The sequence below is a fragment of the Mesorhizobium sp. ANAO-SY3R2 genome (assembly GCF_042466635.1).
GTDB lineage: Bacteria > Pseudomonadota > Alphaproteobacteria > Rhizobiales > Rhizobiaceae > Aminobacter.
This window is the reverse complement of record NZ_CP159953.1, coordinates 188,016-200,277: the sequence shown is the minus strand read 5'-3', so window position 1 is coordinate 200,277 and position 12,262 is coordinate 188,016. Positions and strand designations below refer to the sequence as shown.

Here is a 12,262-nt window from a genome sequence, read left to right as displayed (position 1 = left end):
ATGGTTTCGCCTTGGAGATATTTCGCATGTCGCTTTGCTACGCGCAGCTTTCCCTGCCCGATCGCCGGCGACTTCATCATCTGAAGGAACGCAAGGTCCCTGTTGGCGAGATCGCACGCCTGCTTGGCCGTCACCGCTCGACGATCTATCGCGAGCTGCGACGCAACACGTTTCAAGATGCCGAGTTTCCCGAATACAGCGGTTACTACTGCACCATTGCCGACGACATCGCCAAGGAACGGCGACGGCGCTTGCGCAAGCTCCGGCGGCATCCCGATCTGCGCGTGTTCGTGATCGATCGACCGCAGGCGCATTGGTCGCCGGAGCAGATCGCCGGTCGCCTGGTTGCCGATGGCGTGAGCCCCGTCCGCATTTGCCCGGAAACGACGATCATCCTGTCCGGTAGCGAGATGGTCCATATGATGCGCAAGCGGCAGGCGATACACGCCTTCAATCCGAATCATCCCCTGGCCGAGCAGTTCGCAATTCTTGCCACGTAGCTGGCTACGATTCAGGCGCTGCTGGCGCTCCCTGTCAGCGCTGCAACAAAACCGGTAATCGCCCCCCGTCTGCCTCAGATTCGACAGAACCGACGGGACACAATCCTCTTTTCACATGCTTGAACTCTTTCTGTTGGAGCGCCCGGTAGCCGCCGTGTAGTCAGCAGCTTTGTAGACGCGTTCGCGTCGATGCTAGGCCCATGGGAGGACCTCAACAAATGGCGATCGTCTATGACAAGCTGCTGAATTGGCATTTCGATGAGATCAGTCACGCCTATCGATGGCAGGATTCGTCGCTGTATGCGCTCAGCACAGGCTTCGGTACCAATCCCCTATCGCGTCAGCAGCTGAACTACATCTATGAGCCATGGATCCAGGCAGTGCCGACAATGGCTACCGTCATTGCCAACCCCGGCTTCTGGGTGCGCCACCCCGACACCGGCATCGACTGGGCCAACTCCCTGCACGGGGAACAGGAGATAGTCCTCCACAAGCCGCTCCCGGCGGAAGCCACCATGACTGGACGCATGAAGGTCGAGTCAATCATCGATCGAGGTGAAGGCAAGGGCGCAATCCTGACGACGCGAAACGACCTCCACGACAGCGCTGACGATACGCTGGTCGCGTCGGTCTATGCCACGGCGTTCATGCGCACGAACGGTGGCTTTGGGGGCCCAACCGGACCGCGTCGGCCCGTTGTCGAACTGCCTGAACGCGCGCCCGATATTTCCGTCGACCTGCCGACCTTGCCGCAAGCGGCTCTGCTCTATCGTCTGAACGGAGATTACAATCCGCTCCACATCGAGCCGGAGGTCGCCACCGGGGCGGGCTTCAAGGAGCCCATCCTGCACGGGCTTTGCACGTATGGCGTAGCCTGCCACGCGCTGCTCTCCACCGTCTGCGACTATGATGCCGCGGCAGTAAAGTCGATGCGCGGGCGTTTTTCGGCGCCGGTATATCCGGGCGAAACCATCCGCACCGATATCTGGCACGACGGTCCGAACAGGGTGAATTTCCGCTGCCTCGCCGTCGAACGCAATTTGGTTGTCCTGACCGGCGGGCAGCTGGAGCTTCGCCAGTGAGAACTTACGCGCCGGTGAAAACCGGCGCGCGCTTCTCGAAGAAGGCGGCCTTGCCTTCGGCATGATCGGCCGTACGGAACAGCACTGGCGCGGTGGCCACCTCAAAGGCGAGCGCACGTTCCATGTCTTTAGCCAGGAACGGCTTCATATGGGCGATGGGCAGAGGAGCCCCTGCTGCTGCGGTGGTTGCCAGCCTCACCGCTTCGTCCAGCGCCCGGCCCTTGGGCGCAATCCTGTCGACGATGCCATCAGCCTTGGCAGCCGCCGCATCCAGATTCTCGCCCCAGATCATGATCTGGCGGGCCCGTGTTACGCCCACCCGCACAGGCAAGGTGTAGCTAAGGCCCAGGTCTGGAAGCACACCAATCTTGTCGAACGCGTAGGCGAACCGGGCATCCTCTGCTGCCACAACCATGTCGCAACAGCAGGCAAGGGATAGCCCCGCGCCGGCGGCCCAACCCTCGACCGCTGCCACGGTTGGTTTTGGATACGTCACAATGCGACGGACGAAACGCATCAGACCTTCGAAATGATCCCGCCACTGAGCAAGGTCGCGTTCCGGCATGTCATCAAAGTCACCGCCGGAACAGAAGTTACCGCCGGCCCCTGTGATGACCACTGCCCTCACATCGTTTCGGTTTACTACTGCGTCCAGCTCCGAGAGCAAGCGCGCGGCCAGCTTTCCCGATAGCGGATTGCGCCTGCGAGCATCGTTCAGTGTCAAAATCAGCGTAGTGCCTTCGAGGCTTACTTCCAGCATGGGCCGTCTCGTCCTGGTTGCTAAAAAGCCGTGGCGCCTGTCGGCGCCACGGGGAGGTCCTGTCCTTTGCGGCAGACCAGCTGCCGTGCATCGCCTCGTGTTAGTGCTTTACGAGCGGGCACTTGCTTTCGGATAGCGGCCTGTAAGCTTCATCGCCGCTGACCGTGCTGACCAGCTTGTAGAGATCAAACTTTCCGGTCGATTCAGACGGCGACTTGACCTGCAGCATGTACAGGGACTTGGGGATGAGACGGCCGTCTTCTTCGCGAATTTTGCCCTCAATGGTGTATGCGTCCTTGGTGGGAAGCTTGCGCATCATCTCGTTCACCGCCACTGCGTCATCCGTCTTCGCTTCCTTCACGGACCGAAGATAATGGAGCACCGAGGCATAAGAAACGACCTGCGTCAAAGTCGGGCTTCGGCCATCCTTCGCCTGGAAGCGCTTGGTGAACTCGCGGCTGGCGTCGTCGCGATCCGCATACCAAGCCTCGGCAACCATCAATCCCTGCGCGGCGTCGAGACCAAGGGCCACGACGTCGGTCACGCTGGTGACGAGGCCAATAATCTTCTGTCCACCGGCAGTGATGCCGAACTCATGTGCCTGTTTTAGCGAGTTGGTGGTGTCGCCGCCGGCATTCGCGAATGCGATGATGTCGGCGCCGGAGCTTTGCGCCTGCAGGAGGAACGAACTGAAATCGGAAGTGCCGAGCGGCGCGCGCACGCTGCCCACCACAGTGCCGCCCATCTGCTCCACGTTGGCCGTGGCATCGCGCTCGAGATTGTGCCCGAACGAATAGTCAGCGGTGATGAAGAACCATTTCTTGGCACCCGCTTCTATACCGGCCTTCACAGCAAGCTTTGCTGCCGCATAGGTATCCAGCGTCCAGTGCGAGGACAACGGAGTGCAGGACTCGTTGGAGAGGGCCGAACTGATACCGCCAGCGTTGAGCACGGTGACGTTCTTGTCCTTTCCGACCTCCAGCGCGGCGATTGTCATGCCCGATCCGGCTGTCGGCATCAGCGCGTCGACATGGTCCTCATCCAGCCATTTCCGGGCCGCGGCAGAGGCAATGTCCGCTTTCAACTGCGTGTCGAGGTTCAGAATCTGGATCGGTCGGCCGTCGATGCTACCGCCCATTTCTTCGACCGCGAGTTCCACCGCATTCACCACGCCGATACCGTTGGCGTCGGAGTACGGACCTGACATGTCGTTCAGGATGCCGATCTTGATGGCATCGCCACTATACTTTTCCTCGGCGCCTGCGACCGTGGCCGAAGACAACGCCAGCAGCGACATTGCGCAGCCGGAAAGGACAGTGTTCCTAATACGTTTCAGCAACATGATTCCTCCAAATACCTACGCGTATTCTTAGCCGCGCATGGGTATCGCACCGTATCAAACGAAGATTGGAAGTCATGCTCATTTTCCTCAAAAATCGGGTCAGGCCGTATGTGATTGGCAACTTTTCAAGAGTGTAGAAAAGCCACTGCCTTCATGGCCGAGGACGGACGGAAAATCTCATCTTGAAGCGGCTGCGGACGGACGCAGGTGCGCCCCCCGAGCAGATACTGCCTGCCCTCGGCGGCTCGCACCGTGGCAAAGTCGGCGTGGAAGCAGACGATCGCATAGGCCAGTCGGCACATGACTGAAGGCCGCCCGTCCCACTTGGCGACTGACTTCTGGCTAATGCAGTATCACTTCGAAAGCGCTCTCAGGCTCTCTTGAATCTTCCTGCATCGTTCGAAGGATTGCATCTTCCGTCGTGGCGCCGCCATCCAAAATCCATCGCATAGCGCCTCCCTCCGCCGGAGCGCGATAGTCAGAAGATGGAAACGATGGCCTTGTGGACCTGGACGATGTGACGCCCCACGGGAGCATGACGCCTGTGGTGGGTACTTCAAGTCTTGCACTGGCCGCTAGCGCTGCCGTCAACTTTTGTGCCACTAGGATAATTTGCGCCAATAGATTGACATATCACAGGGATGGAAATGCCGAAGTCAGCCCGCGGTTCAAATTCGGAGCTCGCCCCCACTTTGCGAGACCTGACCAACCGGACGTTCTTTCGCCTCTACCAGGCGTCGAACATGATGAACAAGATTGGAGCGCGCGCGCTGGAGCAGCACGACGTCACCGCTTCGCAATGGGCGGTGATAGGCTCGCTGGCACGGCCAAAAGCGCAATCGGGAATGGCGGTCAACGAGCTTGCGAGCTTCCTGATGGTCAGCCGGCAGAACCTCGCCGGCGTCTTGCAGCGGCTCGAAAGGCGCGGATATGTCGAACGCGTTGTTGATGAGCATGACGGCCGCTCCCGCAAACTCAGGCTCACGCCCGCTGGAACCGAATGCTGGCAGCGGGTAACCCTGCCGATCCTGGACTTTTACATGAACGCAGCAAGCAGCTTCACGGTAGAGGATCAGATGGCACTGCAGCGCCTGCTCGAGTGCCTGCTCGCCAGCTTCAGGCGGATCGATGAGGGTTTGTAGCAGGCCCCCGCCGCCTGCAAGCTACTTGTCGCCGGCTGCGAGCGCCTGACGGTCGAGCGTTGTTTCGATGCGCGCCAGGCGTTCGTCGATCCTCGCCACCAAGTCGGTCGCGACTGTCTGACTACTCGGTGCCACCAGCGCGCGATAGATCAGGTTCGTGGTCTGATCGGCTGTCTCATCGATGTCCAGCGGCGCTTCACCGCGAGCAAACCGCCACACATGGTGCTCTATCGCACCATATATGGCGTCACGCGCCAAAGTTGCAGGAATTGAGGAAATGAACTCGCCGCTCCTGATCGCAGCTTCGATGGTCTCGGTCGTGCGCCGCGTGTAGGCGCGATTCAGCTGGAAGATTCGGGACGATCGATATTCCGGATCGTGTTTGATCTCGTATTGGATGAGCCGATGGATTGCCGGCTGGTCGTGGATGCCTTTGAGATGCCGCCAGATCAGGTAGCGCAGCCGGTTCCATGTTCCGGCAATGCCTTGGAGCTGGCTGTCGTAGTCGGCGATCGTTTCCAGATAGGCACTCTCGGCCACCTTGAAAAGCAGGTCACGCTTGGTTGCGAAGTACCGGAAGATGGTCCCTTCGACCACGCCGGCCTTCTGCGCGATCTCACTCGTTGAAGTAGTATAATAACCCTTCTCGCGAAAGAGTTCCGCTGCGGCATCGAGTATCTGGCTCTCCCGGACCTCTTTCGTCAGCCGTCGTCTGCGGTTTTTCACGGCCATCGCCTCAATATCTCCTTTGAGCCAGCTCTGGTTGCCGAGCGCTCGCACCTTCGCCGAATCCTGACATTAATAAGCAAGCCGCACAACCAGATCGGCGCATAGAGCCGAGCCTGCAAAGGCTGCGTTAACGTGCCCGTTTCCATGTCCATTACATGAATTGCCGGAGTGCCGGTCGTTGGCCTACCGGCCACGGTCGCGAAAGCCGGCCCTCGCGCACCACTCCCCCACCTGCTGCAGCACGTTTTCACATACGCGGAATGTATCCGAGGCAGGTCCGCTAGTGCTGGACCGACGGTGCCGCTGTCGATATCGGCTGGTTCAACGCAAGGAATTCGGAGGCGGCTGAGAGAAGATGAACTTTGATTTCTCCCCCGAGGACACCGCATTCCGTGAGGAAGTCCGCGACTTCATCAGGAAGCACCTGCCGGGCGACATCGCACAGCGATATGCCCGTGGATACCATCCGAAGAAGGAGGACCTGCAAACTTGGCAGGCCATCCTCAACGAGCGCGGCTGGGCAGCGCCGCACTGGCCGGTCGAGTTTGGCGGGACGGGTTGGAGTCCGCTCCAGCAGTTCATATTCGATGACGAGTGCGCGGCGGCCGATGCCCCACCCACCAGCCCGTTCGGGACCCGACTTGTGGGACCCGTCATCTACACCTTCGGCTCCGACGAGCAGAAGGCAAAGTACCTGCCCAAGATCCTGTCGGCTGAGACGCTGTGGTGCCAGGGCTTCTCCGAACCCGGGGCAGGATCCGACCTGGCCTCGCTGCAGACGCGTGCAGTGCGCGACGGCGACTCATACGTTGTCAACGGACGCAAGATCTGGACCACCGAAGGCCACTTCGCAGACATGATGTTCTGCCTTGCGCGCACCAGCCAGGAAGCCATGCGACAGGAAGGCATATCGTTCCTGCTGCTGGATATGCGTGATCCAGGTATCACCGTTCGCCCAATCAGGACGCTGGACAGCGGCCATACGGTCAATGAGGTCTTCATCGACCAGGTCCGCGTGCCGGCCAAGGACCTGGTCGGCCAGGAAGGCAAGGGCTGGAGCTACGCGAAATTCCTTCTCGAGAACGAGCGGACGGTCAATTCGTTCATCCATCATTCCAAGCGTGCGTTTCGTCGCACGATGGATATCGCAAAGGAAGCGCGCCAGGACGGCGTACCGGTTTTCGACACACCGGATTTCCGACGTCGCGCCGCCAGGCTGGAGATCGATCTGCGCGCCCTCGAATGGGGTGTCTTGGCGATGCTGTACGGCAGCGGCCCGGATTCTGCCGCAGCGGCGTCGGCGCTGAAGCTCAAGGGGTGCTCGCTGCAGCAGGACATTCTTGGGCTGGCACTCGACGCGCTCGGTCCCGATGCGATCGCCTACTATCCCGAACCGAACGGTTCGGACGCCGACTTGCCAACCTGGTATTCCAGTGAGGCGCCTGGGCTGATGGCGCAGTTCCTCTACCGGCGCGCAGGCACCATCTATGCCGGCACATCAGAGGTTCAGCGCAGCATTATCTACAAGCAACTTTCGAGGAGATGAGCGTGGACTTGCGGTTGGACGAGCAGCAAAGGCTGTTGCGGGACAGCGCCGAACGCTTCCTGCGAGACGAGTATGCATTCGATCGGCGCAGGGCGCTGATTGCGGAAACAGCGCCCGGGGATCCCGGCATGTGGAGCAAGCTGTCTGAACTCGGGTGGCTCGGCGTCTGGCTGCCGGAGGAAGAAGGCGGCCTGGGCGGTTCGGAAATCGAACTCTCTGTTGTCGCCGAGCAGATGGGACGCGCGCTCTATGTCGGACCCTTCCTGCCGGCCAATCTCTGCGCTGCCGCGTTGAGGGAAGCCGGGACCGAGCATGGGAGTGCACTGCTGGGATCCATCGCGGACGGTTCAGTTCGCGCTGCGTTGGCGCACGCCGAACCGGGTTCACGTGGCATACTCGATGCCGTATCGACGGTCGCTTCGCCATCCCCGGCCGGTACATTGTTGACCGGCAGGAAGCGCCTGGTTCATTCAGCCCAGTTCGCCGACCGGCTTCTTGTTTCCGCGCTTCTGGACGGCGAATTGGCCTTTTTCTCTGTCGATCCCCAGCAGGCTGGCGTCGCCATCCATCCGCTGCGTACGATTGACAACGACTGGGCAGCCGACGTGGACCTGAATGGAGCCGTTGGAGAACTGGTCGTCGAGCCTGCGAGCGCAAAGGCTGCCAAGGCCAACGTCGTCTTCATCGCGCTGCTGGCGATCGGTTCCGAGGCCCTGGGCCTGTGCGAAGCGGCTTTCGAGCAGACGCAGGAATACCTCAGGACGCGCCAGCAATTCGGCCGGGCCCTGGTCGAATTCCAAGCACTGCAGCATAGGCTTGCGGACATTTTCGTCGAGATAGAGCAACTGAGGGCATCGCTTCTCGGAGCGCTCTCGGTCGTGTCAGCTGCCCCGGCCGCGCGCGCGCAAGCTGCCTACGGGCTCAAGGTGCAAGCGGGTGCTGTCGCTTGCTCTGTGGCCGGGCAATGCCTCCATCTTCACGGCGGAATGGGCATGACCGACGAGATGCCCGTCTCGCACTACTACCGGCGAGCGCGCGTGCTCGAAGCACAGTTCGGAAATTCCGACTACTTCCTTGCCGCCTACGGGCAGGGAATGGCATGAACTGCTGGACGATGGGTTCGATCCGGGGTCCGGGCCCCAGCACATAGGCCCGAAAATCATAGTCGATTTTCGGGCCTATGTGCGGTTTCAAAGACTTAGAGCGTCTTTTGTGCGTCCATCCGGACACACAACACTCTAGAAGACACCCAAAACACCTTCACAGCATGCGTCAGGAAACGACGCGAAAGTCCTGGTGGCCCATCGGAGACAACGAAGAAACCGCATCATCCAGCGCGTTGACCAACGAGGGGGCCCTCGAGGAGAACTCTTCCCTGCTCGCCAGGATGCCCATGGCCAGCAATTGTGTACTCTGAGCACCAATCAATTTTGCGACGACGCAAGGGCTACGCGCGCCCTCACCTGCGACCTGAGCATAGCCTCTCGCCCGCATTGATCCGATACGCTCGACGGTCTCCCGCACTCCGATCTTTCCCTGTTCGGACGGCATCTCGGCATTCATCCGCCGCACCATCTTCTCGATGACATGGTCCTCTTCGACAGTCATCATGAGCATGCCCGCAGCCGTCTGGGTCAGATACAGCTTGGTGCCGATAGCAGGCAGTGCCAGTCGCTGCCTGCCGGGCACGACCTTGACATACTGGACATGGATATCATTGCGCGTTGCCAGAAACACTGCGCAGGACGTTTCATCTGCCAGCCGCTCCATGACGTTGTCGACGTCGACCGGATTGAGGGCACCTTCATAGCTCCAGCCGCCGAGAAGCCCGACACGTACACTTGCCTGGTAGGTGCGTGACCGTCGATCGAAGAGCAGGTAGCCGAGGCTTGCGAGCGATTTCAATAAGGCCGAGGTGCTAGATATCGGGCAACTGAGTGCCATTGCGATATCGGTCGTCCCCGCTGGGCGCCGTATCTCTTTCATGTACTCCAGAATTTGGAGAGCACGACGGGCCGATTTCACCGTCGATGAATCGTCTTCCACGCTAGCATGCGCAAGAAACATGACAAACACCAACCTTATGAATTATTTCAGTTATTTCCAAATTTCGCGCCACTTCCAAGGCGGCCTTGCAGACGTTGAATTCCTGCCTCCTCAAAAGAGGGTTCCTGATCAGGTGGAGAACAGGATATCACCGTTTGCCGATTAGGCAATTCGACCAGAGCCTGAACTAGGACTTTTAATGAGTGATACTTCTTATTGGCGTATAGCGCGAGCCTATACCGACAGACATTGACGCAACTGAGCGTCGTATCAGCGTGCCTGGCTCGAGACTGAACAAGCCTGCACCTGCCCTTGGCTGTTGGCAGCGGAGGCTTGTCATCTCCGCCCTCGGAATTGTCGCCTGAAATCAGAGCACCGGCAGCCGTGTCGCCTCACAGATGCAGCGCGTGTCCCAGTGCACGCAGCGCGGCTTCCTGCAAGGCTTCGCCCCGTGTCGGGTGGGTATGGATGGTCGCGGCGATGTCTTGCAGGCGGGCTCCCATTTCGAGCGCCAGACCGAAGGTCGCCGACAGTTCCGACACTTCTCGACCGACGGCCTGAATGCCAAGGACCCTCTCGTCGAGGGCATTGGCGACAACGCGGACAAATCCGGCATCGTCGTCCTGGGTCATCGCCCTGCCATTGGCTACGAACGGGAAGGTTGCGACCACCACCTCGTGCCCGGCAGCCTTCGCGTCCGCCGGCGACAGGCCAGCCGATACGATTTCGGGATCGGTAAAGCATACGGCCGGGATGGCGGCAGGGTCGAAGCGCCGGCGCCGTCCTGCAATCAATTCGGCCACCATCTCTCCCTGCGCCATGGCACGATGCGCCAGCATGGGTTCGCCGGTCACGTCGCCGATCGCCCAGACGTCCCGCATCGATGTCATGCAACGGTCGTCGACGCGAATGAAGGAGCCATCCATGTCGAGATCGAGCCTATCGAGACCGAAGCCTTCCGTGCGAGGCCTGCGTCCAACCGCAACCAGGATCCTGTCCACCGACAACGCGGTAGCGTGCACTGCGCCGTTTTCGAGAACCTCCAGGGAACCGTCCTTCGTGGATAGGCCGAGCGCGCGGGCGCCGGTCAGGACCCGTATTCCCAGCGCTTCAAGCCGAGCCGCCACCGGACGGGTCAGTTCGGCGTCCCATGTCGGGAGGATCTTGTCAGTGGCCTCGACCACGGTGACGCTAGCACCCAGCTTCGCGAGGGCAGTTCCGAGTTCGAGCCCGATATAGCCAGCGCCGACAATCGCAAGGGACGCCGGGACACCATTCAACGAGAGGGCCTCGGTCGAACTGATCACCTTGTCACCAAAGGGGAGGTTGGGCAGTGCGGCCGGACGCGATCCGGTGGCGATGACGACATGCTCGGCACGGATACGTTTCGCTCCGGTGGCCGACTGTACGACCACCGTCTTGCCGTCGATCAGTTCAGCGCGGCCGATCAGCAAGGCTGCCTTGTACTTCTTCAAAAGCCCGGTCACGCCGGAAGTGAGGCGAGCGACGATCCCGTCCTTCCAGGCGATGGACTTGCCGAAATCGAGCTGGGCACCCGATACGCTCAGGCCGAATGGCGATTGCGCCTCCCGGCTGCGGGCCTGGTGGTAGGCTTCCGCCACGTGGATCAGCGCCTTCGAAGGTATACAGCCAATGTTCAGGCACGTGCCACCGGGTTGCGTCTCTTCGACGAGTATGGTCGGCACACCCAATTGGCTGGCGCGGATCGCAGTGACGTATCCTCCGGGACCGCCGCCGATCACGATGAGTTTGGTGACGATCTCTTCCATGTCAGTCCTTCAGGAACAGCATCGTAGGCAACTCGATCAGTTCCTTGATGCGACGAATGAAGCGGGCGGCGTCGTGGCCGTCGATGACGCGGTGGTCGAACGACGAGGACAGATTCATGATGCTGCGTGGAGCGAAGCGATCGTTCTGCCAGACGGGCCTGACCGCGATTTTGTTGATGCCGACGATCGCAACCTCCGGCCGGTTGATGACGGGCGTGGTAGCGATACCGCCGAGGTCGCCGAGGCTGGTGATAGAGATCGTCGAGCCGGACAACTCTTCGCGCTTTGCCGAGCCGTCCCGGACCGCCGCCGCCAGCCGCCGGATCTCGCCAGCGCACTCCCAGAGTCCCAATGCTTCGGCGTTGGCAATGACCGGCACCATCAGTCCGGAGGGGGTCTGGGTTGCGATACCAGCATGCACGGAACCATGCCGCGTCACGATTTCACGCTCGTCGTCATAAAGCGCATTCATCTGCGGGAAATCTTCGACCGCGATGACGATGGCGCGCAGAACGAAAGGCAGGATGGTCAGCTTGCCCCGCGTCGCAGCGTGCCGCTCGTTGAGATGACGACGCAGCTCTTCCAGCGCCGTGACGTCGACCTCTTCGATATAGGAGAAGTGAGCGATCCGGCGCGTGGCCTCGGCCATCCGTTCCGCGATGCGGCGGCGCAGGCCGACAACCTTCACCTCTTCGGTCACACGTGGCTTAACGGGCACCGATTGCCTGGAGCCATGACCGGAGACGAACCCGTCGAGATCCTCGTGGCGAATACGACCTGCAGGCCCCTTACCCGGAACCAGCCTCAGATCGACGCCGAGATCGATTGCGCGGCGCCGGACGGATGGAGAGGCCAGCGGTCTGGCCGTTGCCGCCTTGGCGTCTACCCCAGCCTTGCGAACAGGCGTTTCCCTATCGGGCGGCGTCAGGGGGGAAGTCACGAAAGACGCCTGCGACCCGCTGGCGGCGTCGCGCCCGGCCTCCCTTGGGAGGGCGACTGCCGAAGCTGCATCCGCTCGGGCCTCAGCGATCGCATGCGGTTCGGCAGAAGCGGCGGCCACCTCTTGCATCTCTACTGCCGCAGCAGACGTCTCGATGGCCACCAGCTTGGCACCGACTGCCATCACTGTACCGACGTCGGGGCCGCGTTCGACGATGCGTCCGGTGAATGGTGCCGGAATCTCGACCGTGGCCTTGTCGGTCATCACCGCAGCCAGGATCTGGTCCTCGGTGACCTCGTCGCCGATCTTGACATGCCACTCGACGATTTCGGCTTCGGCGACTCCTTCGCCAACATCCGGAAGTTTTACGACTCGCAGCGACACG

10 protein-coding genes and 1 pseudogene are annotated in these 12,262 nt (G+C 60.9%); 5 read left to right on the top strand and 6 right to left on the bottom strand.

The features are described 5' to 3' along the window. Nucleotides 1-26 precede the first annotated feature (26 nt). Both ABSY17_RS02155 and ABSY17_RS02150 read left to right on the top strand, forming a co-directional pair. A pseudogene (locus tag ABSY17_RS02155) lies at nucleotides 27-386 on the top strand (transposase); the annotation flags it as partial. A 332-nt stretch (nucleotides 387-718) separates the two neighbouring features. Continuing rightward, nucleotides 719-1,582, top strand: a complete 864-nt coding sequence (locus ABSY17_RS02150) for a MaoC/PaaZ C-terminal domain-containing protein (protein WP_378941181.1) — start codon at nucleotides 719-721, stop codon at nucleotides 1,580-1,582. 4 nt (nucleotides 1,583-1,586) lie between these two features. Here the strand turns inward: ABSY17_RS02150 and ABSY17_RS02145 are convergent, their stop codons facing one another. Next, nucleotides 1,587-2,342 carry an enoyl-CoA hydratase/isomerase family protein gene (locus ABSY17_RS02145; protein WP_378941179.1) on the bottom strand — a complete coding sequence of 252 codons (756 nt, stop codon included), beginning with the start codon at nucleotides 2,340-2,342 and terminating at the stop codon, nucleotides 1,587-1,589. A gap of 100 nt (nucleotides 2,343-2,442) precedes the next feature. Then, nucleotides 2,443-3,684, bottom strand: coding sequence for an ABC transporter substrate-binding protein (locus ABSY17_RS02140; protein ID WP_378941177.1), 1,242 nt, complete (start codon nucleotides 3,682-3,684; stop codon nucleotides 2,443-2,445). Between the two features lie 743 nt (nucleotides 3,685-4,427). Here ABSY17_RS02140 and ABSY17_RS02135 point away from each other — a divergent pair. Continuing rightward, nucleotides 4,428-4,826: a MarR family winged helix-turn-helix transcriptional regulator gene (locus ABSY17_RS02135; protein ID WP_378941175.1), complete on the top strand. Its 399-nt coding sequence runs from the start codon at nucleotides 4,428-4,430 to the stop codon at nucleotides 4,824-4,826. 21 nt (nucleotides 4,827-4,847) lie between these two features. Here the strand turns inward: ABSY17_RS02135 and ABSY17_RS02130 are convergent, their stop codons facing one another. Continuing rightward, nucleotides 4,848-5,558 (bottom strand): TetR/AcrR family transcriptional regulator, encoded by a 711-nt coding sequence (locus ABSY17_RS02130; RefSeq protein ID WP_378941173.1) that lies wholly within the window; start codon nucleotides 5,556-5,558, stop codon nucleotides 4,848-4,850. Between the two features lie 352 nt (nucleotides 5,559-5,910). Here ABSY17_RS02130 and ABSY17_RS02125 point away from each other — a divergent pair, with 352 nt between their 5' ends. Both ABSY17_RS02125 and ABSY17_RS02120 read left to right on the top strand, forming a co-directional pair. Then, a complete protein-coding gene (locus ABSY17_RS02125; protein WP_378941171.1) occupies nucleotides 5,911-7,101 on the top strand; it encodes an acyl-CoA dehydrogenase family protein in 1,191 nt (396 codons plus the stop codon). Nucleotides 7,102-7,103: 2 nt separating this feature from the next. Next, nucleotides 7,104-8,204, top strand: coding sequence for an acyl-CoA dehydrogenase family protein (locus tag ABSY17_RS02120; RefSeq protein ID WP_378941169.1), 1,101 nt, complete (start codon nucleotides 7,104-7,106; stop codon nucleotides 8,202-8,204). A 169-nt stretch (nucleotides 8,205-8,373) separates the two neighbouring features. On the opposite strand, the gene ABSY17_RS02115 is transcribed toward ABSY17_RS02120, so the two are convergent. The 3 genes from ABSY17_RS02115 to ABSY17_RS02105 form a co-directional block, all read right to left on the bottom strand. Next, nucleotides 8,374-9,168 (bottom strand): IclR family transcriptional regulator, encoded by a 795-nt coding sequence (locus ABSY17_RS02115; RefSeq protein ID WP_378941167.1) that lies wholly within the window; start codon nucleotides 9,166-9,168, stop codon nucleotides 8,374-8,376. A 371-nt stretch (nucleotides 9,169-9,539) separates the two neighbouring features. Continuing rightward, complete coding sequence (gene lpdA / locus ABSY17_RS02110; protein ID WP_378941165.1) at nucleotides 9,540-10,937, bottom strand: dihydrolipoyl dehydrogenase; 1,398 nt, start codon at nucleotides 10,935-10,937, stop codon at nucleotides 9,540-9,542. Nucleotide 10,938: 1 nt separating this feature from the next. Next, complete coding sequence (locus ABSY17_RS02105; RefSeq protein ID WP_378941163.1) at nucleotides 10,939-12,261, bottom strand: dihydrolipoamide acetyltransferase family protein; 1,323 nt, start codon at nucleotides 12,259-12,261, stop codon at nucleotides 10,939-10,941. Nucleotide 12,262: the final 1 nt, after the last annotated feature.

Excerpts from the sequence above, each read along its gene's own strand:
- ABSY17_RS02115 (WP_378941167.1), bottom strand. The coding sequence starts at position 9,168 with ATGTTTCTTGCGCATGCTAGCGTGGAAGACGATTCATCGACGGTGAAA.
- ABSY17_RS02130 (WP_378941173.1), bottom strand. The coding sequence starts at position 5,558 with ATGGCCGTGAAAAACCGCAGACGACGGCTGACGAAAGAGGTCCGGGAG.
- ABSY17_RS02150 (WP_378941181.1), top strand. The coding sequence starts at position 719 with ATGGCGATCGTCTATGACAAGCTGCTGAATTGGCATTTCGATGAGATC.
- lpdA (WP_378941165.1), bottom strand. The coding sequence starts at position 10,937 with ATGGAAGAGATCGTCACCAAACTCATCGTGATCGGCGGCGGTCCCGGA.
- ABSY17_RS02135 (WP_378941175.1), top strand. The coding sequence starts at position 4,428 with ATGATGAACAAGATTGGAGCGCGCGCGCTGGAGCAGCACGACGTCACC.
- ABSY17_RS02125 (WP_378941171.1), top strand. The coding sequence starts at position 5,911 with ATGAACTTTGATTTCTCCCCCGAGGACACCGCATTCCGTGAGGAAGTC.
- ABSY17_RS02145 (WP_378941179.1), bottom strand. The coding sequence starts at position 2,342 with ATGCTGGAAGTAAGCCTCGAAGGCACTACGCTGATTTTGACACTGAAC.
- ABSY17_RS02140 (WP_378941177.1), bottom strand. The coding sequence starts at position 3,684 with ATGTTGCTGAAACGTATTAGGAACACTGTCCTTTCCGGCTGCGCAATG.